The sequence below is a fragment of the Stenotrophomonas maltophilia group sp. msm4 genome (genome assembly GCF_032025605.1).
Taxonomy (GTDB): domain Bacteria; phylum Pseudomonadota; class Gammaproteobacteria; order Xanthomonadales; family Xanthomonadaceae; genus Stenotrophomonas; species Stenotrophomonas sepilia.
This window is the reverse complement of the sequence record NZ_JAVSKK010000001.1, coordinates 731,698-751,949: the sequence shown is the minus strand read 5'-3', so window position 1 is coordinate 751,949 and position 20,252 is coordinate 731,698. Positions and strand designations below refer to the sequence as shown.

Here is a 20,252-nt window from a genome sequence, read left to right as displayed (position 1 = left end):
ATGCATCAACCCTGGAGTTAGGAGCCCGCATCCTGCGGAAATTCCTGTCGAATCCGCTGCAGATAGCGATCAGATGCCGCCCGATCGCCCAGCCTCGCTTCGATTTGAGACGCAAGTTGTAACACGGAACGCGTTGCGGGTGCAGCCGCAATCCTACGTTCGGCGAAGGCCCGGGCCTCCATGTAGCGGCCCTGGCGGAAGCTCAGCTGGGCCATCGACTCCAGCGCCACCGGGTTGGCCGGCGCCGCGACGAGTGCCGCGCGCAGGTCGCGCTCGGCACGTTCGAGCTGCCCAGCGTCCAGTGCGCAGCTGCCGGCATTGGCCTGCGCTTCGCCCGGGGTGGCATAGCCCGGCGCCTGCAGCGCCCGGTCGAACCAGACCAGCGATTCGGCCGGCTGGCCCTGCTGGCACAACCAGGCACCGTAGTTGTTGAGCACGTCCCCGCGCTGCGGCGCCAGCTCGGCGGCCTTGCGGAAATTCTCGCCCGCCTGGCGGGTGCGGCCACGACGGTCATCGATGCCGGCCTGCAGCACCAGCGCATCGGGCGCCTCGGGCGCCAGCTTCAGCGCTTCGCGCACCTTGCGCTCGGCGGCGTCGAGATTGCCGACCTGCAGGTCACGGGTCGCCAGGGTCAACAGGTCGCGCCAGCGCACTTCGCGCCGCACGCTTTCCGGGTCAGCCACCGAATAGACCGGCGCCTGGCTCGGCCCAAGCTTGGCCTTGGGATGGGATTTGCAGCCGCCGACCGCAACGGCCAGCACGCCCGCGAACAGAACCAGCCAGAGGCGGTCAGGCCGCGGCATCGCTCCCCTTCCCCGCCTGCAGCGTCTTGTTGAACTCCGCTTGGCGGCGGGTGCGGTCCATCACCTGGCCCTTGAGCTGGCCACAGGCGGCATCGATGTCGTCGCCACGGGTGCGGCGGACCATGGTCAGCACGTTGCTGTCGAGCAGGATCTTCTGGAAGGCGCGGATGTGCGCTTCTTCCGATCGCTCGTAGCGGGTGCCCGGGAACGGGTTGAACGGGATCAGGTTGACCTTGCCCGAATCCTTGGCCTGCACCGCGTTGTCGAACTGGCGCATCAGGCGGGCCAGCTCCCGGGCATGCTCAGGCTTGTCGTTGATGCCCTTCATCAGGGTGTATTCAAAGGTGACCGACTCGCGGCGCTTGTTGGCGCGCAGGTAGCGTGCACACGAGGCCATCAGCTCGGCGATCGGGTACTTCTTGTTGAGCGGCACCAGCGTCTCGCGCAGCGCGTCGTTCGGCGCATGCAGCGACACCGCCAGCGACACGTCGCTTTCGGCAGACAGGCGGTCGATCTGCGGCACCAGGCCAGAGGTCGACAGGGTCACGCGCTTGTTGGCCAGGCCGTAGCCCAGGTCGTCGCGCATCACACTCATGGCGCGCACGACGTTGTCGAAATTCATCAGCGGCTCGCCCATGCCCATCATCACCACGTTGGTGAGGCGGCGCATCTGGTGCGGCACGTTGCCCAGGTGGCGTGCGGCAACCCACACCTGGCCGATGATCTCGGCGGTGGTCAGGTTACGGTTGAAGCCCTGGGTGGCGGTGGAGCAGAACGTGCAGTTCAGGCCGCAACCGACCTGCGAGGACACGCACAGCGTGCCACGGGTCTTGTCCGGGATGTACACGGTCTCGATGGCGTTCTTGCCATCCACGCCCATCGCCAGCAGCCACTTGTGGGTGCCGTCGGCGGAGGGCTTGTCGAACACGATGTTGGGAACCAGCACCTCGGCATGGGCCTGCAGCTTGGCGCGCAGGACCTTGCCGAGGTCGGTCATTTCATCGAAGTCGGTGACGTAGCGATGGTGGATCCACTTCATCACCTGATGGGCACGGAACTTCTTTTCGCCGAGGACCTCGACGAAAAACTTCTCCAGGCCCGCGCGATCGAGGTCGAGCAGGTTCTGCTTGCCAGCCGTGGGTGCCGACTTCGGCAGCGGCTGGATGGCGGGGGACTGTACGACCTCGTTCACGGCATTACTCTCAGCGCGAGACGACTTCGGTGGCGGCGAAGAAGTAGGCGATCTCAATCGCGGCATTCTCGACCGAGTCCGAGCCGTGGGCGGCATTGGCATCGATGGATTCGGCGAAGTCGGCGCGGATGGTGCCCGGCGCGGCTTCCTTCGGGTTGGTGGCGCCCAGCAGGTCGCGGTGGGCCAGGACGGCGTTCTCGCCTTCCAGGGCCTGGATCATCACCGGGCCGGAGATCATGAACTCGACCAGCGCGTTGAAGAACGGACGCTCGCGGTGCACGGCGTAGAAGCCTTCGGCTTCACGGCGGGACAGCTGCTTGTACTTGGCGGCCACGACCTTCAGGCCGGCCTTCTCGAAGCGGGCGTAGATTTCGCCGATGACGTTCTTGGCAACGGCGTCCGGCTTGATGATCGAAAGGGTGCGCTCCAGCGCCATGGGATGTCTCCAATGGAATCGGGCCGCTGATGGCCCGAAGGGTAACATGAAAAAAACCCGCGTCGGGACGCGGGCTTAGCCTGATAAACGTAGGCGAATTGTAAAAGATAACGCGGCTGGGTGGTAGAGGGCCTGCGGCCCTCCTGTAGAGCCGAGCCCATGCTCGGCTGACCTTTGGAAAGAGCAGCCGAGCATGGGCTCGGCTCTACAGGTTCAGATCCACCCATTCACCCACCTGAGTGAAATCTGACCGGCCCGGGCAATTTTGCTGCACTGCAAAATGCCATACGCTACCGTCTGGTTCTAGTATCAAACAATCGTTTGATTAAGGTCCGCCCACCGATGGCCAAGCCCGCACACTTCTCGACCAAGGACCGGATCCTCGGCGCGGCCGAGGAGCTGTTCGCACAGCACGGCTTCGCCGGCACCTCGCTGCGTCAGGTCACCAGCCAGGCCGACGTCAACATCGCGGCGGTCAACTACCACTTCGGTTCCAAGGAAAACCTGGTCAACGAGGTATTCCGCCGCCGCATGGACGAGATGACCGGCGCCCGCCTGTCTCAGCTCGAACGCGCCCGCGCCGAGCACCCTGGCGAACTGCGCCCGGTGCTGGCCGCCTTCGTCGAGCCGGCCCTGGCGCTGGCCCAGGACCGCCAGAACGGCGGCGCCTTCGTGCGCGTGATCGCCCGCGCCTATGCCGAGAAGAACGACAACCTGCGCAAGTTCCTGTCCGACCACTACGGCCACGTGCTGCGTGCATTCGGCAAGGCCATCGGCGAATGCGTGCCCGGCCTGAGCAAGGAAGAGTTGTACTGGCGCCTGGACTTCCTGGCCGGTTCGCTCACCTATGCCATGGCCGACTTCGGGCTGATCAAGCGTCCCGCCGGTGTCACCGAAGCGGCGCATCGTGCCCATGCCGCCCACGAACTGATCCATTTCGCCGAAGCCGGGTTCCGCGCCGCCGCACGCGCCAGCGCCCTGCCCGCTTCCGTTTGATTCCACCCAGTAACTGCTGACCAACAAAGGCCCTACACCATGTCCAATTCCCTGCTAGTCCGCCGCGCCGCCGTGCTGGGTGCCGGCGTCATGGGTGCCCAGATCGCCGCCCACCTCACCAACGCCGGCGTCGACACCGTGCTGTTCGACCTGCCTGCAAAGGAAGGTCCGGCCGACGGCATCGTGCTGAAGGCGATCGCCAACCTGGGCAAGCTGAGTCCCGCGCCGCTGGCCAGCAAGTCGCTTGCCGAAGCCATCACCCCGGCAAACTACGAGTCCGGCCTGGAGCAGCTGAAGGACTGCGACCTGATCATCGAGGCCATCGCCGAGCGCATGGACTGGAAGCAGGACCTGTACAAGAAGATCGCCCCGTTCGTGGCCGACCACGCGGTGCTGGCCTCCAACACCTCGGGCCTGGGCATCAACAAGCTCGCCGACGTGCTGCCCGAGCAGCTGCGCCACCGCTTCTGCGGCGTGCACTTCTTCAATCCGCCGCGCTACATGCACCTGGCCGAGCTGATCCCGGCCACCACCACCGATGCCGCCGTGCTGGAAGGCCTGGAAGCTTTCTTGGTCACCACCCTGGGCAAGGGCGTGGTGTACGCCAAGGACACCCCGAACTTCATCGGCAACCGCATCGGCGTGTTCTCGATCCTGTCGACCATCCACCATACCCAGCAGTTCGGCCTGGGCTTCGACGAAGTGGACGGCCTGACCGGCCCGCTGGTCGGCCGCCCGAAGTCGGCCACCTACCGCACCTCCGACGTGGTCGGCCTGGACACCATGGCGCACGTCATCAAGACCATGGGCGACACCCTGCCGAATGACCCGTGGCATGAATTCTTCAAGTCCCCGAAGTGGCTGGACGCGCTGATTGCCAAGGGCGCGCTGGGCCAGAAGACCGGCGCCGGCATCTTCCGCAAGGTCGGCAAGGACATCGTCGTGCTGGACCTGGAGAAGCAGGACTACCGCCCGGCCGACCGCACCGCCGCCCCGGAAGTGGTCGAGATCCTGAAGATCAAGAACCCGGCCGAGAAGTTCGCCAAGCTGCGGGAAAGCCAGCACCCGCAGGCGCAGTTCCTGTGGGCGACCTTCCGCGACCTGTTCCACTACAGCGCCTACCACCTGGCCGACATCGCCGAGACCGCGCGCGACGTCGACCTGGCCATCCGCTGGGGCTACGGCTGGTCGCTGGGCCCGTTCGAAACCTGGCAGGCCGCCGGCTGGAAGCAGGTCGCGCAGTGGATCGCCGATGACATCGTGGCCGGCAAGAGCATGAGCAACGCACCGCTGCCGGACTGGGTGTTCGATGGCCGCGATGGCGTGCACGCCGCCGAGGGCAGCTACAGCCCGTCGCGCAACGCCAAGCTGCCGCGTTCGTCGCTGCCGGTGTACCAGCGCCAGCGCTTCCCGGATCCGCTGCTGGGCGAGAAGTTCGCGCCGGGCGAGACCGTGTTCGAGAACGACGGCCTGCGCATGTGGCACGACGGTGACGGCATCGCCGTGGTCAGCTTCAAGACCAAGATGAACACCGTGTCCGACCAGGTGCTGGATGGCCTGCAGGAATGCGTCAGCCGCGCCGAGAAGGACTTCCAGGGCCTGGTGATCTGGCAGCAGAAGGAACCCTTCTCCGCCGGTGCCGACCTGGCCGGTGCACTGGGCCTGCTGCAGGCCGGCAAGGTCGACCAGTTCGAAGAGATGGTCGCCAACTTCCAGCGCACCAGCCAGCGCATCAAGTACTCGCTGGTGCCGGTGGTGGCCGCCGTGCGCGGCCTGGCCTTGGGTGGTGGCTGCGAGTTCCAGATGCACAGCGCCAAGACCGTGGCCTTCCTGGAAAGCTACATCGGCCTGGTCGAAGCCGGTGTCGGCCTGCTGCCGGCCGGTGGCGGCCTGAAGGAACTGGCGGTGCGCGCCTCGCAGGCTGCGGGCCCGGGTGGCGACGTGTTCGCCGAACTGAAGAAGACCTTCGAGACCGTGGCGATGGCCAAGGTGTCCAACTCGGCGGTCAACGCCAAGGAGCTGGGCCTGCTGCGCAGCACCGACAAGGTGGTGTTCAACAGCTACGAGGCCCTGCACATCGCCAAGGCCGAAGCACGCGCCCTGGCCGAAGCCGGCTACCGTCCGCCGCTGCCTGCACGCCGCATCCAGGTCGCCGGGGACGTGGGTATCGCCACCTTCAAGATGATGCTGGTCAACATGCTGGAAGGCCGCTTCATCAGCCCGTACGACTACGAGATCGCCGAGCGCATCGCCACCGTGCTGTGCGGCGGCAAGGTCGATCGCGGCACCCTGGTGGACGAAGAGTGGCTGCTGACCCTGGAGCGCAAGCACTTCGTCGAACTGGCCCAGCAGGAAAAGACCCAGGCCCGCATCGCGCACATGCTCAAGACCGGCAAGCCGCTGCGGAACTGACGGAAGACATCGGTAGTGCCGGCCGCTGGCCGGCAACCTCTTCCAACCCCTATTCAAGAGATCATTGCAATGACCAAGCAAATCCAGGACGCCTACATCGTCGCCGCCACCCGTACCCCGGTTGGCAAGGCGCCCAAGGGCATGTTCCGCAACACCCGCCCCGACGACATGCTTGCGCACGTGCTGCGCAGCGTCGTCGCCCAGGCCCCGGGCGTGGACGTCAACCGCATCGATGACGCCATCATCGGCTGCGCCATGCCGGAAGCCGAGCAGGGCATGAACGTGGCGCGCATCGGCGTGCTGCTGGCCGGCCTGCCGAACACCATCGCCGCACAGACCGTGAACCGCTTCTGCTCCTCTGGCCTGCAGGCCGTGGCGCAGGCCGCCGACGCGATCCGCCTGGGCAACGCCGACCTGATGCTGGCCGGCGGCACCGAGTCGATGTCGATGGTGCCGATGATGGGCAACAAGATCGCCATGGCACCGAGCGTGTTCGACAACGACCACGTCGCCATCGCCTACGGCATGGGCATCACCGCCGAGAAGGTGGCCGAAGAGTGGAAGGTCTCGCGCGAAGACCAGGACGCGTTCGCCCTGGCCTCGCACCAGAAGGCCATGGCGGCGATCCAGAACGGCGAGTTCAAGGACGAAATCAGCCCGTACGAGATCGTCTCGCACCTGCCGGACCTGGCCGATGGCCAGCGCATCATCACCCGCAACAAGATCGCCGACACCGACGAGGGCCCGCGCCCGGATTCCTCCGCTGAAGGCCTGGCCAAGCTGCGCCCGGTGTTCCGCAACGGCCAGTTCGGCGGCACCGTCACCGCCGGCAACTCGTCGCAGATGAGCGATGGCGCCGGTGCCGTGTTGCTGGCCTCGGAGCAGGCGATCAAGGACTACGGCCTGACCCCGCTGGCCCGTTTCGTCAGCTTCTCGGTGGCCGGCGTGCGCCCGGAAGTGATGGGCATCGGCCCGATCGCCGCGATCCCGAAGGCTCTGAAGCAGGCCGGCCTGACCCAGGACCAGCTGGACTGGATTGAACTGAACGAAGCCTTCGCCGCGCAGTCGCTGGCAGTGATCCGCGATTGCGGCCTGGACCCGAGCAAGGTCAACCCGCTGGGCGGCGCGATCGCCCTGGGCCATCCGCTGGGCGCGACCGGCGCGATCCGTACCGCGACCCTGCTGCACGGCCTGCGTCGTCGCCAGCAGAAGTACGGCATGGTGACGATGTGCATCGGCACCGGCATGGGTGCGGCGGGTATTTTCGAGGCGCTGTAAGGTTCAAAGCGTTTCCGGCTGATTGTTGGTTGGCTGTGGGGCCCGGGTGGGTGAGGCTGCCCGGGACACGCCGTAAACCCGTCCCTGAAGTGACCCCCGGGAGTTGGACATCAGATCCGACCCCGAGGGATACATGAACAGATACGACGCGCGTTTCAAACTGCAGGTCGCCAAACAGGCCTGCAAGACCTCCACATCGGTCAAAGCCGTTGCTCGTCGCTACGGCCTGGAGTTCTCCACGGTCAGGCGCTGGGTGGCGACCTATCGGCTGCATGGTTGGCGGGGATTTCATCGCCAGTCCCAGTCCTATGACCTCGCATTCAAGCTGGCTGTCCTGAAGAAGATGGGCCAGGACGGCATGTCCGGGCGGGAGGCCACCACTTACTTTCAAATTGGCGATGCCGGCGCGGTGGGTCGGTGGCGTCGCCTGTATGCTCAAGGCGGTGCCCAAGCGCTGGCACCACCTCCGCCGCCGCCCCGAAAGCCGATGAAAAAGACCCGTTCGTCCAAGCCACCTGAGGAAATGAGCCGCGATGAGCTGCTCAAGGAAGTTGCCTATCTGCGTGCGGAGACCGACTACCTAAAAAACTCGATGCCTTGATCCGGGAAGAGCAGGCGGCGCAGGACGCAAAGCGCAAGCCATCCAAGGATTGAGGCAGGTTCATCCGCTGTCGCTTCTGCTCGAAGCGGCAGAGCTGTCACGCAGTACGTTCTATTACCAGAACCATGTCCTGGCCCATCCGGATCAGGATGAGGCAGCCCTGTGCGAGCGCATCCGGGCAATCTACGATCAAAGCCAAGGGCGCTATGGGTATCGCACGGTGACGCTGGAACTGGCCAATCAGGGCCATCGGACCAATCACAAGCGGGTACAGCGCCTGATGGGGGAGATGGGCCTGAAATCACGGGTACGCGTGAAGCGCTACCGGTCCTTCAAAGGGGCCGCCAATGTTGTGGTTGGCAATGACCTCAATCGCCAGTTCCATGCCGAGCGGCCCAACCAGAAGTGGGTGACTGACGTCACCGAGTTCAAGGTGCAAGGCATGAAGCTGTACCTGTCGCCGATCATGGACCTCTACAACGGTGAAATCGTGGCTTATCAGATCAAGCGCCAGCCTGTGTTCGATCTGGTAGGTCAGATGCTGGAGGAGGCCATCAAGAAGCTTTCGCCGGATGAGCGGCCAATGATCCACTCCGACCAGGGCTGGCAGTACCAGCATGAGAACTACCGGCACATGCTGGAAAAGCACTCGTTGAAGCAAAGCATGTCCCGACGTGGCAACTGCTTGGACAATGCGGCAATGGAAAGCTTCTTCGGGACGCTGAAGTCGGAGTTCTTCTACCTGAACAGCTTTGACAGCATCGAAAGCCTGGAGGCCGGGCTGGTGGAGTACATCAAGTACTACAACCAAGAGCGAATCAGATTGAAATTGAAGGGGCTAAGCCCGGTAAAGTACCGGGAACAGGCCCAAGCAGCCGCCTGACCCCACCGTCCAAGTCTCGGGGGTCACTTCACCCTGGGGGCTTGGCAGCGGCATCCATGCCGCTGACAGTCCCGGTCAGCCTCACCCACCCGCGCCACCCGGCATTCCGCTCGGCGGAAGGGTAAGCAAAGGCAAGGCAAGAGCCGGGGTCAGAGCCCTTTGCTACGCAAAGGGCTCTGACCCCAACAAGCAAAAAAGGCAGCCTATGGCTGCCTTTTTTGCTTTTGCTTCTGCCTTTGATTCCGCCCTTCCCGTCCGCGCCCGCAGGAAACTGTCGAGAGGGGGCGGATGGCCCTCTCCAAAACCGTTGGCGCCAGGGATGGCGCCATCGAGCACCATGGAAGGGCTTTGGCGTGTTTTGGAGAGGGCCATCCGCCCCCTCCCCCATGTATCAATCAAAGCGCTGACGGAGCGCTTGATAAACCCCTTATTCCGCCAGCATCGCCGCCAGCTTCTCCCGCGCGGGGCCGGCCAGCTTCGGGTTGTCCAGCGCGAAGCGGATCGTCGCCTCCACCAGCCCCAGGTGCGTACCGCAGTCGAAGCGGGTGCCCTCGAAACGATAGGCATCGACTTCTTCGGTCTTCAGCAGCTCGGCAATCGCATCGGTCAGCTGGATCTCGCCACCGGCACCAGTCCGGGTCTGTTCCAGTAGTTCGAAGATCTTCGGGCTCAGCACGTAGCGGCCGACCACCGCCAGGTCACTCGGCGCGTCCTCCGGCTTCGGCTTCTCGACGATCTGCGAAATGCGGCCCTTGCGGCCATCGAACGCCTCAGTGGCGACGATGCCGTAGCTGGCGGTCTTTTCGTGCGGGACGTCTTCGACCGCGATCACGCTGGCACCGCTGGCTTCATTGAGGTCGGCCATCTGCTTCAGCGCACCGGCACCGCGGTTCCAGATCAGATCGTCGGGCAGCAGCACCGCGAACGGCTCGTCACCGATCACAGCCTTGGCACACAGTACTGCGTGCCCGAGGCCCAGCGCCTCGGCCTGGGTCACGAAGATCGCGCGCACGCCATTGGGCAGCACATGCCGGATCAGCTCCAGCTGCTCCTGCTTGCCGGCGCGCTCGAGCTTCTGCTCCAGCTCGTAGGCCTTGTCGAAATAATCGGCGACCGCGTGCTTGTAGCGGTTGGTGATGAACACCAGCGTGTCGCAGCCGGCTTCGATGGCTTCATCAACGGCGTACTGGATCAGCGGCCGATCAATGATCGGCAGCATCTCCTTCGGCACAGTCTTGGTTGCTGGCAAAAAACGCGTTCCCAGTCCTGCCACCGGGAAAACTGCCTTGCGAATTCGCTTGCTCATTGGTGCCTGTTTGCCTCACGTGCCGGAAAGGGCACGACTTTAGCGGATGAAATGTAAGCATCCTGTTCGATTGGCGAGAATTCCGGCATCGTCGCAAACAGGATTTCCTGGATGCTGGCAGTGTCGTAGCTGGCAATCGCCTCGCGCAGGCGCGGAACATTGCCCAGCACCAGGTCGCGCGAGAACGTACGCACGCCGGCCTCGAGAATCTTCGGGTGCGCGGTCGAACGGTAGTCTTCGTCCGAATAGAACAGGGTCTCGTGCAGCTTCTCGCCCGGGCGCAGGCCGGTGTAGATGATCTGGATGTCCTTGTACGGCTGCTTGCCGGTCAGGCGGATCATCTGCTCGGCCAGCACACGGATCGGCACCGGCTCGCCCATGTCCAGGGTGTAGATCGCACCATGCGACGCCGACGCGGCCGCCTGCAGGATCAGCTGGCAGGCCTCGGGGATGGTCATGAAGTAACGGCTGACTTCCGGGTCGGTGACCGTGACCGGACCACCGCGCAGGATCTGCTCGCGGAACAGCGGCACCACGCTGCCGGCCGACGCCAGCACGTTGCCGAAGCGCACCGTGACGAAACGGGTGTGGGTGGACTTCTGGTCCAGGCTCTGGCAGATCATCTCGGCGTAGCGCTTGCTCGCACCCAGCGCATTGACCGGGTCGACCGCCTTGTCCGTGGAAATGAACACGAAATGCTCCACGCGGGCTTCCAGGCACGCGCGGGCGACGTTCTCGGTCGCCAGGATGTTGTTGCGCACCGCTTCGCGCAGCTGCCGCTCCAGCACGGGCACGTGCTTGTAGGCGGCGGCATGGAAGGCGGTATCGACCGGGTGCAGCGACAGCGCGTGGCGGATCACCGCCGGGTCACCGCAGTCGCCCAGCACCGCCTCGATCTCGACATCGGGGAAGCTGCGCCGCAGCTCGCCTTCGATGGTCAGCAGCAGCAGCTCGCTGATTTCCAGCAGGATGATGCGACCTGCACCGTGCCGCGCGCACTGGCGACACAGCTCCGAGCCGATCGAACCACCGGCGCCGGTGACCATCACAGTGCGCCCACCCAACCAGCCGCGGATCAGGTTCCAGTCCGGCATGATCGGCTTGCGGCCCAGCAGGTCTTCGATCGCCACTTCCTTCAGCTGGCCTGGCAGCGACTGGCCCTGCAGGATGTCGCTGAGCTTGGGCACGGTACGGAACGGAACGCCGGTGCTTTCGCAGATCGCGACAACGCGCTGCATGCCTGCGGCGTCCAGTGACGGCATGGCAATGACCAGCAGCTTGGCAGCGGTCTCGCGGACCACCGTCGGGGCGTCATCCAGGGTGCCGAGGATCGGCAGGCCCTGCAGCTTGGCGCCCCGCAGGTGCGGTGCATCGTCGAGCAGGCCGACCGGCTCGAAGTTGCCGGAACGACGCAGGTCGCGCACCAGTGTTTCCGCCGCCTGGCCGGCGCCGAGGATCAGCACGCGGCGGGCGCTGGAATCGGACTGCAGTGCCTGGTAATCCTTCCAGGCCCGGTACAGCAGGCGCGGTGCGCCCAGCAGGGCCGACAGCGCGAACGGGTAGATCACCAGCACCGACATCGGCACGCCGTCGAAGCGCTTCCACATCAGCACCAGGACGATGGCGACCATGCCGATGAAGCTGGCCTTGAAGATGTTCAGCAGGTCGCTGACGCTGGCGAACCGCCATAGCCCGCGATACAGGCCCACGCGCCAGAACACCAGGCCCTGCAGCAGCAGCACCAGGGTGGTATCGACGTTCCACAGGGGCAGCGCCGGAGCGTTGGGCAGGATCGAGTAACGCCCTGCATGGAGCAACTGCCAGCATGCCCAGACCATGAAGAGGTCGTGGCAGACGATGGCCGAACGCGGCATCAGGCCGAGGATTCTGTCCCGCCAGGGTGAAGCCATAAGTCAGGTATTTCCTTGTCGGTAGCGCATTCCATTGCGCAGGAGGAGCCAGAGGACGCTCAGCGCGGTGAACCACGCGATCGCCACGGCAGCCTCCCACCTCGGCTGCAAATTGGAGCAGACATTGAACACTGTAATACTGAACAGGCCCAAAGCAAAGTACATCCCTGTCACCTGGGGGTGACTGGCTCCTGCCTGCACCGCGCGCTGGTAGACGTGCTGGGTATGGGGTTCCATCCAGCGTTGTCCCGAAATGATGCGCGCCAGCAGTGTGAAGCCCGCGTCCACGAGGAACGGCGAAACCGGGACCAGCAGCAGGATCCAGTTGATATCGGTACGCACGCTGGCGAGCGCCAGCACCGCTGCGACCGCGTACCCCAACGCGCCGCTTCCGACATCGCCCATGAAGATCCGGGCCCGAGGGAAGTTGAACGGCAGGAATCCAAGGCAGGCCAGGCCCAGGGCCACGGCAGCCAGCGAGTACGGCCACGGCAGCACCGGCGCCAGCCCCAGCATCGCCACGACGGCCTGGCTGGCGGCAATGCCGTTGATGCCGTCCATGAAATTCCAGATGTTGATCAGTGAGGCGGTGAACAGCAGCACCAGCGCCGCCAACAGCCAGCTGCCGCCATTCACCTTCACCAGGCCGGCCAGCAGCGTCGCGGCGATGAAATGCACCAGCAGGCGACGCATCGCTGGCAGGGGCTTGTGGTCGTCCCACCAGCCGATACCGGCCACCAGCACCAGCCCAAGGCTGGCCACCAGTACTGTCGGCGTGCTCTCGGGCCAGGCCCAGATGGCCACGGCTGCAGTCACCAGCAGGCTGATGACGATGGCGATGCCGCCACCGCGCGGTGTAGCGACGCTATGGCTGCGGCGTTCGCCGGGCTGGTCCATCAACTGCTGGCGCAGCGCATAGCCACGTGCAGCCCAGGTCAGCACCGCACTCAGCAGGGCGAGCCCCAGCAGCGCGCCCATCACAAGCCAGGGCATGGATCAGAGCACCGCGTAGTTCAGCAGTGGCTTGACCGTTCCCCACTCCTTGCAGCTCGGGCACTGCCAGTGGTGGGTACGCGCACCGAAGCCGCAGCGGGTGCAGCGATAGGCCGGGTTACGCACCAGCAGCTGGTCAGTGATGTGCTTGAGGTCATGCAGGGTGGCGGTGGAATCGGCGCCCTCGGCGAGGGTGAGGTCGATCAGCGCGGACTCGCCACGCACCGACGGGCGATCCTTCAGCTGGCGGCCGAGGTAGGCACGCGCTGGGGCCACGCCTTCCTGCTCCTCCATCAGCCGGGTCAGCGCCAGCACCGGGGCAATGCCACGGTAATGCTCGGTCATCTCCGACAGGAACGCGCGCGCACCTGCCAGATCGCCCACCTTGCGATAGTTCTGCATCAACGCCGGCAGCAGTTCCGGCAGGTATTCGGGATCGTTGCGCGCGGCGCGCTCGAAGGCGCGCACGGCGGCCTCAGGATTGCCTGCGTCGGTTTCCAACCGGCCCTCGATGATGCCGGCGCGCACCGACATCGCGTCGGCCTGATAGGCGCGGGCGATCGCTGCCCTCGCCTCTTCCAGCTTGCCGGCGCCACGGAATCGCTCGGCCAGTTCGCACTCGAACTGCCCGATCAGCTTGCCCATCGGCTCGCCGGTGACATCCTCGAAACGGGTGGCGTTGTCGATCGCCTTTTCCCAGTCACGCTCGGCCTGGTAGATGCCGATCAGGTGCTTGAGCGCCTGCGGTGCGCGCTGATCCAGCTGGGCCAGCTCGGTGAACACGGTCTCGGCACGGTCCAGCAGGCCGGACTTCATGTAGTCCTCGCCCAGGGCCAGCAGGGCCTGCACGCGTTGTGCGTCACTCAGGTCATGGCGATTGACCAGGCCCTGGTGCAGGCGGATGGCGCGGTCGACCTCGCCACGACGGCGGAACAGATGGCCCAGCGCGACCTGGGTCTCGAAGGTTTCCTTGTCCAGCTCGGCGATGTGCAGGAACAGCTCGATGGCCTTGTCCGGCTGCTCGTTGAGCAGGTAGTTCAGGCCACGGAAATAGGTGCTCGACAGGCGGCTGACCTGGCTGTCACCGTGGCGTTGGCCACCACGCCGCCCGATCACCCAGCCGGCCAGTGCGGCCAGCGGTACGAACAGGAAGAACCAGAACCACTCGGTGACGAAATCCATCTTCGATCAACGTCCATCAAAAGATTGGGGGGAAGCAACCGGTGCCGGCGAAGCGGCAGCGGACTTGTTGGCGCGACGCAGCTGGCCGTAGAGCGGAATGACCACGCTCACCAGCACCAGGCCAGCACCGACGATGACGCCGATCAGCAATGCGGCAATGATTGCCACGCCGACCGAGGTCTTCAGTTGGGTGAAAACAAGGTTGATGGTCATCTCGTCCATGTTCATGGCACCGATGATCAACCCAAGAATGAGTACCGCCAGCAGGACCAGCAGACGAAAAACCTTCATGCGACAGCTCCAGTGGCAGGAGTCCGTAGCTTATCCGACTCGCGGCTGGATTCGCACGCGGTGGCGCGACGGCAGGCTCAGGCCGGATCGGCGTCCAGCGGCAGCACACTGCTGACCCGCTCGCGCAGTTCCTTGCCCGGCTTGAAATGGGGGACATGCTTGCCCGGCAGGGCAACCGATTCGCCGGTCTTCGGGTTGCGACCCAGGCGCGGCGGACGATAGTGCAGCGAGAAGCTGCCAAATCCACGGATTTCGATGCGATCCCCGGCGGACAGCGATCCGCCCATCATTTCCAGCAACGACTTCACCGCCAGATCGACATCATCGGCCTTCAGGTGCGCCTGGCGGCGCGCAAGGATTTCGATCAGTTCGGATTTGGTCATTACCGGCTCACATCAGGGGCATCTCAGCCTGAAACGGCCCCGGCAATGCCCGGGCCGTCCAGGAAACATCAAACAGCCTAAGGCCGATTACTCGGACTTGTTGCCGTTCAGCTGTGCACGCAGCAGCGCGCCCAGCTGGGTGGTGCCGCTGGAAGCCGAAGAGGACTGGTATTCCTCCAGCACTTCGCGCATTTCAGCGTCGTCCTTGGCCTTGATCGACAGCTGCAGGGTACGGCCCTTGCGGTCCATGCCCACGAACTTGGCTTCGACCTTGTCGCCGACCTTGAGGTGCTGGGTGGCGTCGTCAACGCGCTCGTTGGCGATGTCGCGGGCCGAGACGTAACCTTCGATGCCGTCAGCCAGCTCGATGATCGCGCCCTTGGCGTCGACTTCCTTCACCACGCCTTCGACCTTGGAACCCTTCGGATTGGCAGCCATGTACTGGCCGAACGGATCCTGCTCCAGCTGCTTCACGCCCAGGGAGATGCGCTCGCGCTCCGGATCGACGGCCAGGACGACGGCGTCCAGGGTATCGCCCTTCTTGAAGTTGCGAACGACGTCTTCGCCGGTGGTGTTCCAGCTGATGTCGGACAGGTGGACCAGGCCGTCGATGCCGCCGTCCAGGCCGATGAAGATGCCGAAGTCGGTGATCGACTTGATCTGGCCCGACACCTTGTCACCCTTCTTGTGGGTGGCAGCGAAGGTTTCCCACGGATTGGCGGCAACCTGCTTCATGCCAAGCGAGATGCGGCGACGCTCTTCATCGACGTCCAGCACCATCACTTCGACTTCATCACCCACCTGGACAACCTTGGACGGGTTGACGTTCTTGTTGGTCCAATCCATCTCGGAGACGTGCACCAGGCCTTCGACGCCCGGCTCGATCTCAACGAACGCACCGTAATCGGTGACGTTGGAGACCTTGCCGAAGACGCGGCTGTTGGCCGGGTAACGACGGCCGATGTTGTCCCACGGATCCTCGCCCAGCTGCTTCAGGCCCAGCGAAACGCGGTTGCGCTCGCGGTCGAACTTCAGCACGCGGACGTCCAGCTCGTCGCCGACGTTCACGACTTCCGACGGGTGACGCACGCGCTTCCACGCCATGTCGGTAATGTGCAGCAGGCCGTCGATACCGCCCAGATCCACGAACGCGCCGTAATCGGTCAGGTTCTTGACGACACCCTTCAGGATCGCGCCTTCCTGCAGCTTGTCCATCAGCTGCTCGCGCTCTTCCGAGTGCTCGCTTTCGACGACAGCGCGGCGCGAGACCACGACGTTGTTACGCTTGCGGTCCAGCTTGATGAGCTTGAACTCGAGTTCCTTGCCTTCCAGGTAGGCCGGATCGCGCACCGGGCGCACATCGACCAGGGAACCCGGCAGGAAGGCGCGGACATCCTTGATGTCCACGGTGAAACCACCCTTGACCTTGCCGCTGATGCGACCGGTGATGGTTTCGTTCTTTTCCAACGCTTCTTCCAGCTCGTCCCACACCATCGCGCGCTTGGCCTTCTCGCGCGACAGGACGGTTTCGCCGAAGCCGTTCTCGATCGAGTCGAGGGCGACCTTGACGATGTCGCCTTCGGCGACGTCGATTTCGCCAGCGTCGTTACGGAACTGTTCGATCGGCACGATGCCTTCGGACTTCAGGCCAGCGTTGATCACCACGACGTCGCCGCGGACTTCAACAACGGTACCGCTGACGATGGCGCCCGGCTTCAGCTTGGCCAGGTTGGCCTGGCTGGCTTCAAACAGTTCGGCAAATGATTCGGTCATTAGATTTACTCTGTTGGACACATGGGTCGGTGGCGTCCCTTCAGGGGAATGGCGACCGCCCGCCTGTTGGTCGACCCCGGAAACGCAGGTCGTGTGTAGTAGGAAAACCGCCACGCATCATTGCGCGACGGGGCTGGTACAGCACTGCTATGCGCGACCACTGCCGATGCGGCTGGCAGTGCTCCCGCGCGAACGGATCAGGCAGCCGGAACCGGAAGCAGATCCATCACTCGGGCAACGACATCATCGATGCCGATGCCTGTGGTGTCGATGAGGACAGCATCGTCTGCCGGCTTCAGGGGCGCCACGGTACGCTGAGCATCACGGGCGTCGCGGGCCATGATCTCGCGCAGGAGGTCATCAAAGTTAACAGAAACCCCCTTGTCTTTCAACTGCTTATGCCGGCGCTCGGCGCGCTCCTCGGCACTGGCGGTCAGGAAGACCTTGTAGGGGGCGTCCGGAAAGATCACCGTGCCCATGTCGCGGCCGTCGGCGACCAGGCCTGGCAGTTCCCTGAATGCGCGCTGCCGCTCCTTCAAGGCGGCCCGGACCTCCGGGATGGCGGCAATGGCCGAGGCCAGCGCCCCGGTGGTCTCCAGGCGCAGCTCGTCGGTGGCATCGGTGCCGTTGACCATGACCCGCATGGCATCGCCCTGCTCGACAAACTGAACGTGAGTGTCAAAGGTGCAGCGGACCAGCGCGGAGGCGTCGGAGGTGTCGATGTCGGCCCAGCTTGCGGCCACGCCCACCGCCCGGTACAGCGCGCCCGAATCCAGGTAATGCCAGCCCAGCCTGCGCGCGATGATGCGGCTGATGGTACCCTTGCCGGCCCCGGATGGGCCGTCGATGGTCAGGACGGGAGCGAGTGGATTCATGGGGGTCCCAGAGCGTGTGAAGAGGCCATTCTAGCCCCTGCCAGACGCCCCCAGCGGGATCTTTTGTGCAACCACTTGAAACCATGAGGAAAAGCCCGGTAGAATGGCGGGCTTGAACGAGCGTCAACTGCCGATTGTCTTTCGCATATCGCGGCCACGCTCCACCCGAACAACTACTGTTTACGCCGAGGTATGCCATGAAAGTCCTGTCCTCCCTGAAGTCGGCGAAGGCCCGTCACCGTGACTGCAAGGTCGTGCGTCGTCGTGGCAAGATCTTCGTCATCTGCAAGTCGAACCCGCGTTTCAAGGCGCGTCAGCGCTAAGCCTCACAGCCTTCCGGCTGCGGCTGGCCCTACGCGGGGCCGACCCGATGCAAGAAACCGCCTTCGGGCGGTTTTTTGTTTATGCGGCTTTTTCCTGCCGTTTTTGCTGTAATCGCCTTTCTTGACCACTGGGGAGTAGATCGAGATGAAGCGTTACCTGTCCGCCCTGGCCGTAATGGCCACCCTGGCCGCCGCCACACCGGCACTGGCCGATACCCTGCTTGTCGACCGTGCCCGCGAGAAGCCGGCCGGTGCCCTGCCCGTGCGCGGCCAGAGCATGCAGCAGGTGCAGGCGCAGTTCGGCGCGCCCAGCGAACAACTGCAGCCGCGTGGCGGGCAGAAGCGGCAGTGGCCGACCATCAACCGCTGGGTGTACCCGCAGTTCACCGTCTACTTCGAGAAGCAGAAGGTGATCGACGTGGTGGCCAACCAGGCGGACCCGAACGAAATCGGCCCGAAACCACCGATCCGTTGATCCCTTTACCCGCCGTGGGCGGGCCTGTGTAGCGAGACCATGAACCAGACCCTTCGTTTTCCTGCCGAGTGGGAAGCCCAGAGCGGCGTCCTGATTGCCTGGCCCACCGCCGACACCGACTGGGCCGACCGCCTGGGCCAGGTGGAAGAGACCTACATCGCCCTGGTCGCGGCCATCACCCGCTTCCAGCCGGTGCTGATCTGCGTGGCCGACGACGATGTGGAGACCTATGCCGAAATGCGGCTGCGCTCCAACCGCATCGACATGGACAAGGTCCACTTCACCACGGCCGCCTACGACGATACCTGGCTGCGCGACTCCGGCCCGATCACCCTGCGCCGCGCCGACGGCGGTTTCCAGCTGCTGGACTTCCGCTTCACTGGCTGGGGCGGCAAGTTCGACGCCACCCTGGATGACCAGCTGGTGGGCGTGCTCGACCAGGCTGGCGTGTTCAACGACGCCCCGGTGCGCAGCATTCCGTTCGCGTTGGAAGGCGGTGGCATCGAAACCGACGGCGAAGGCACCCTGCTGACCACCTGGAAGTGCCTGCACGAACGCCACCCGGACCGCGACCGCGCCAGCCTGAGCGCCGACCTGGCCGACTGGCTGCAGCAGGACCGCGTGCTGTGGCTGGACCACGGCTACCTGGAAGGCGACGACACCGACGCCCACATCGACACCCTCGCCCGCTTCGCCTCCGCTGACAGCATCGTCTACCAGGCCTGCGACGACGAGAGCGATTCGCACTACGCCGAGCTGCAGGCGATGGGCAATGAGCTGGCCGCGCTGCGCACCAAGGACGGCCAGCCGTATCGCCTGTTCCCGTTGCCGTGGGCGCGGCCGGTGATCGACCAAGGCCGCCGTCTTGCTGCGTCATACGCCAACTACCTGATCGTCAACGGCGCGGTGCTGATGCCGGCCTATGGCGACCCGGCCGACGACCTGGCCCGTGATGTGCTGGCCCAGGCGCATCCGGGTCGCGAGATCGTGCAGGTGCCTTGCCGCTCGCTGATCTGGCAGAACGGCAGCCTGCACTGCATCACCATGCAGCTGCCGGCCGGGTTGTTGAAGGTCTGAGAAAAAGGGAGTGCCGGCCGCTGGCCGGCAACCAGGCAATGCCTGACGGATTGATGGGGATGCCGGCCAGCGGCCGGCACGACCATCACCCATTCAGCGCGCAACACGCCGTCGCCGCCCATCCGCGCTAACATGCAGGTTTTCCCCCGCAGGAACGCCCCGCATGAACTCGCGCAGCCCCCTTACCGTCGCCCTGATCCAGGAGCGCAACCACGGTGATGCCGCCGCCAACCTGGCGGTGATCGAAGCACGCGTGGCCGAGGCGGCTGCGCAGGGTGCCAAGCTGGTGCTGCTGCAGGAACTGCACAACGGCCCGTATTTCTGCCAGCACGAATCGGTGGACGAATTCGACCTGGCCGAATCCATTCCGGGCCCAAGCACCGAGCGCCTGGGCGCACTGGCGAAGAAGCATGGCGTGGTGCTGGTCGGCTCGCTGTTCGAGCGCCGCGCTGCCGGCCTGTACCACAACACCGCCGTGGTGTTTGAAAAGGACGGCAGCCTGCTCGGCAAGTACCGCAAGATGCACATCCCGGACGACCCGGGCTTCTACGAGAAGTTCTACTTCACCCCGGGCGATATCGGCTTCAAGCCGATCGATACTTCGGTGGGCCGCCTGGGCGTGCTGGTGTGCTGGGACCAGTGGTACCCGGAAGCGGCACGCCTGATGGCGCTGGCCGGCGCCGAGCTGCTGCTGTACCCGACCGCGATCGGCTGGGACCCGGACGACGTGCAGGACGAGAAGACCCGCCAGCGCGACGCCTGGGTGCTGAGCCACCGTGGCCACGCCGTGGCCAACGGCCTGCCGGTGCTGAGCTGCAACCGCGTCGGCCACGAGGCGTCGCCGCTGGGCGCGTCGGGCATCCAGTTCTGGGGCAACAGCCACGTGCTCGGCCCGCAGGGCGAGTTCCTGGCCGAGGCCGGCACCGAGGCCACCGTGCTGCTGTGCGACGTCGACCTGCAGCGCAGCGAGCATGTGCGCCGCATCTGGCCGTTCCTGCGCGATCGCCGCATCGATGCATACGGCGACCTGCTCAAGCGCTACATCGACTGAGCCGGAGCCCGC

19 protein-coding genes are annotated in these 20,252 nt (G+C 64.9%); 8 read left to right on the top strand and 11 right to left on the bottom strand.

The genetic code is table 11. The features are described 5' to 3' along the window. Nucleotides 1-17 precede the first annotated feature (17 nt). Genes pilW through ndk form a run of 3 tightly spaced genes read right to left on the bottom strand, consistent with a single transcriptional unit; the run spans nt 18 to nt 2,431 of the window. Nucleotides 18-803 carry a type IV pilus biogenesis/stability protein PilW gene (gene pilW, locus ROV93_RS03585; protein ID WP_072168970.1) on the bottom strand — a complete coding sequence of 262 codons (786 nt, stop codon included), beginning with the start codon at nt 801-803 and terminating at the stop codon, nt 18-20. Further along, nucleotides 790-1,995, bottom strand: a complete 1,206-nt coding sequence (gene rlmN / locus ROV93_RS03580; RefSeq protein ID WP_005409296.1) for a 23S rRNA (adenine(2503)-C(2))-methyltransferase RlmN — start codon at nt 1,993-1,995, stop codon at nt 790-792. Before rlmN ends, pilW begins: the two co-directional genes overlap by 14 nt. A 10-nt stretch (nt 1,996-2,005) precedes the next feature. After that, nucleotides 2,006-2,431, bottom strand: coding sequence for a nucleoside-diphosphate kinase (ndk, locus tag ROV93_RS03575; RefSeq protein WP_005409295.1), 426 nt, complete (start codon nt 2,429-2,431; stop codon nt 2,006-2,008). 342 nt (nt 2,432-2,773) lie between these two features. On the opposite strand from ndk, the gene ROV93_RS03570 reads away from it, so the two are divergent. The 4 genes from ROV93_RS03570 to ROV93_RS03555 all read left to right on the top strand — a co-directional run bounded on the left by ROV93_RS03570 (nt 2,774) and on the right by ROV93_RS03555 (nt 8,601). Then, nucleotides 2,774-3,427: a TetR family transcriptional regulator gene (locus ROV93_RS03570; protein ID WP_061477903.1), complete on the top strand. Its 654-nt coding sequence runs from the start codon at nt 2,774-2,776 to the stop codon at nt 3,425-3,427. A gap of 39 nt (nt 3,428-3,466) precedes the next feature. Continuing rightward, the gene (locus ROV93_RS03565; RefSeq protein ID WP_088496169.1) at nt 3,467-5,839 is read left to right on the top strand and encodes a 3-hydroxyacyl-CoA dehydrogenase/enoyl-CoA hydratase family protein; all 2,373 of its coding nucleotides are present in this window, start codon (nt 3,467-3,469) and stop codon (nt 5,837-5,839) included. A gap of 69 nt (nt 5,840-5,908) precedes the next feature. Further along, nucleotides 5,909-7,117 carry an acetyl-CoA C-acyltransferase gene (locus ROV93_RS03560; protein ID WP_005409292.1) on the top strand — a complete coding sequence of 403 codons (1,209 nt, stop codon included), beginning with the start codon at nt 5,909-5,911 and terminating at the stop codon, nt 7,115-7,117. A gap of 133 nt (nt 7,118-7,250) precedes the next feature. Then, nucleotides 7,251-8,601 (top strand): IS3 family transposase gene (locus tag ROV93_RS03555; RefSeq protein WP_312538553.1). Its coding sequence is split into 2 segments (ribosomal slippage): nt 7,251-7,702 and nt 7,701-8,601, totalling 1,353 coding nucleotides; the frame shifts between segments, so codons are not numbered across the junction. Nucleotides 8,602-9,028: 427 nt separating this feature from the next. Here the strand turns inward: ROV93_RS03555 and galU are convergent. The 8 genes from galU to cmk form a co-directional block, all read right to left on the bottom strand. Next, nucleotides 9,029-9,907, bottom strand: a complete 879-nt coding sequence (gene galU, locus ROV93_RS03550) for a UTP--glucose-1-phosphate uridylyltransferase GalU (protein WP_072168277.1) — start codon at nt 9,905-9,907, stop codon at nt 9,029-9,031. Next, on the bottom strand, nt 9,904-11,817 hold the full coding sequence (locus ROV93_RS03545) for a nucleoside-diphosphate sugar epimerase/dehydratase (protein WP_032954120.1): 1,914 nt from the start codon (nt 11,815-11,817) through the stop codon (nt 9,904-9,906). Before ROV93_RS03545 ends, galU begins: the two co-directional genes overlap by 4 nt. Before the next feature lie 3 nt (nt 11,818-11,820). Next, on the bottom strand, nt 11,821-12,810 hold the full coding sequence (locus ROV93_RS03540) for a glycosyltransferase family 4 protein (RefSeq protein WP_072168278.1): 990 nt from the start codon (nt 12,808-12,810) through the stop codon (nt 11,821-11,823). 3 nt (nt 12,811-12,813) lie between these two features. Then, the gene (lapB, locus tag ROV93_RS03535) at nt 12,814-13,992 is read right to left on the bottom strand and encodes a lipopolysaccharide assembly protein LapB (protein ID WP_005416232.1); all 1,179 of its coding nucleotides are present in this window, start codon (nt 13,990-13,992) and stop codon (nt 12,814-12,816) included. Nucleotides 13,993-13,998: 6 nt separating this feature from the next. After that, nucleotides 13,999-14,283, bottom strand: a complete 285-nt coding sequence (locus tag ROV93_RS03530) for a LapA family protein (protein WP_061477908.1) — start codon at nt 14,281-14,283, stop codon at nt 13,999-14,001. A 77-nt stretch (nt 14,284-14,360) separates the two neighbouring features. Next, nucleotides 14,361-14,666, bottom strand: coding sequence for an integration host factor subunit beta (locus tag ROV93_RS03525; RefSeq protein WP_005409286.1), 306 nt, complete (start codon nt 14,664-14,666; stop codon nt 14,361-14,363). An 87-nt stretch (nt 14,667-14,753) separates the two neighbouring features. After that, nucleotides 14,754-16,439 carry a 30S ribosomal protein S1 gene (gene rpsA, locus ROV93_RS03520; RefSeq protein WP_005416230.1) on the bottom strand — a complete coding sequence of 562 codons (1,686 nt, stop codon included), beginning with the start codon at nt 16,437-16,439 and terminating at the stop codon, nt 14,754-14,756. 197 nt (nt 16,440-16,636) lie between these two features. Further along, a complete protein-coding gene (gene cmk, locus ROV93_RS03515; protein WP_061477909.1) occupies nt 16,637-17,314 on the bottom strand; it encodes a (d)CMP kinase in 678 nt (225 codons plus the stop codon). A gap of 197 nt (nt 17,315-17,511) precedes the next feature. Here cmk and ykgO point away from each other — a divergent pair, with 197 nt between their 5' ends. From ykgO to ROV93_RS03495, 4 genes are all read left to right on the top strand, one after another. Then, a complete protein-coding gene (gene ykgO, locus ROV93_RS03510; RefSeq protein WP_005409283.1) occupies nt 17,512-17,637 on the top strand; it encodes a type B 50S ribosomal protein L36 in 126 nt (41 codons plus the stop codon). A 145-nt stretch (nt 17,638-17,782) separates the two neighbouring features. Beyond that, the gene (locus tag ROV93_RS03505) at nt 17,783-18,112 is read left to right on the top strand and encodes a hypothetical protein (RefSeq protein ID WP_005416228.1); all 330 of its coding nucleotides are present in this window, start codon (nt 17,783-17,785) and stop codon (nt 18,110-18,112) included. Nucleotides 18,113-18,151: 39 nt separating this feature from the next. Continuing rightward, a complete protein-coding gene (locus ROV93_RS03500; protein WP_072168279.1) occupies nt 18,152-19,189 on the top strand; it encodes an agmatine deiminase family protein in 1,038 nt (345 codons plus the stop codon). A 163-nt stretch (nt 19,190-19,352) separates the two neighbouring features. Further along, nucleotides 19,353-20,240, top strand: coding sequence for a carbon-nitrogen hydrolase (locus ROV93_RS03495; RefSeq protein ID WP_005416226.1), 888 nt, complete (start codon nt 19,353-19,355; stop codon nt 20,238-20,240). Nucleotides 20,241-20,252 lie beyond the last annotated feature (12 nt).

What these genes read in the sequence shown, in the direction of transcription:
- ROV93_RS03505 (WP_005416228.1), top strand. Translation starts at nt 17,783, where the DNA reads ATGAAGCGTTACCTGTCCGCCCTGGCCGTAATGGCCACCCTGGCCGCC.
- ROV93_RS03525 (WP_005409286.1), bottom strand. Translation starts at nt 14,666, where the DNA reads ATGACCAAATCCGAACTGATCGAAATCCTTGCGCGCCGCCAGGCGCAC.
- rpsA (WP_005416230.1), bottom strand. Translation starts at nt 16,439, where the DNA reads ATGACCGAATCATTTGCCGAACTGTTTGAAGCCAGCCAGGCCAACCTG.
- lapB (WP_005416232.1), bottom strand. Translation starts at nt 13,992, where the DNA reads ATGGATTTCGTCACCGAGTGGTTCTGGTTCTTCCTGTTCGTACCGCTG.
- ndk (WP_005409295.1), bottom strand. Translation starts at nt 2,431, where the DNA reads ATGGCGCTGGAGCGCACCCTTTCGATCATCAAGCCGGACGCCGTTGCC.
- cmk (WP_061477909.1), bottom strand. Translation starts at nt 17,314, where the DNA reads ATGAATCCACTCGCTCCCGTCCTGACCATCGACGGCCCATCCGGGGCC.
- ROV93_RS03560 (WP_005409292.1), top strand. Translation starts at nt 5,909, where the DNA reads ATGACCAAGCAAATCCAGGACGCCTACATCGTCGCCGCCACCCGTACC.
- galU (WP_072168277.1), bottom strand. Translation starts at nt 9,907, where the DNA reads ATGAGCAAGCGAATTCGCAAGGCAGTTTTCCCGGTGGCAGGACTGGGA.
- ROV93_RS03545 (WP_032954120.1), bottom strand. Translation starts at nt 11,817, where the DNA reads ATGGCTTCACCCTGGCGGGACAGAATCCTCGGCCTGATGCCGCGTTCG.
- ROV93_RS03540 (WP_072168278.1), bottom strand. Translation starts at nt 12,810, where the DNA reads ATGCCCTGGCTTGTGATGGGCGCGCTGCTGGGGCTCGCCCTGCTGAGT.
- pilW (WP_072168970.1), bottom strand. Translation starts at nt 803, where the DNA reads ATGCCGCGGCCTGACCGCCTCTGGCTGGTTCTGTTCGCGGGCGTGCTG.
- ROV93_RS03500 (WP_072168279.1), top strand. Translation starts at nt 18,152, where the DNA reads ATGAACCAGACCCTTCGTTTTCCTGCCGAGTGGGAAGCCCAGAGCGGC.
- ROV93_RS03530 (WP_061477908.1), bottom strand. Translation starts at nt 14,283, where the DNA reads ATGAAGGTTTTTCGTCTGCTGGTCCTGCTGGCGGTACTCATTCTTGGG.
- ykgO (WP_005409283.1), top strand. Translation starts at nt 17,512, where the DNA reads ATGAAAGTCCTGTCCTCCCTGAAGTCGGCGAAGGCCCGTCACCGTGAC.
- ROV93_RS03570 (WP_061477903.1), top strand. Translation starts at nt 2,774, where the DNA reads ATGGCCAAGCCCGCACACTTCTCGACCAAGGACCGGATCCTCGGCGCG.
- ROV93_RS03565 (WP_088496169.1), top strand. Translation starts at nt 3,467, where the DNA reads ATGTCCAATTCCCTGCTAGTCCGCCGCGCCGCCGTGCTGGGTGCCGGC.
- ROV93_RS03495 (WP_005416226.1), top strand. Translation starts at nt 19,353, where the DNA reads ATGAACTCGCGCAGCCCCCTTACCGTCGCCCTGATCCAGGAGCGCAAC.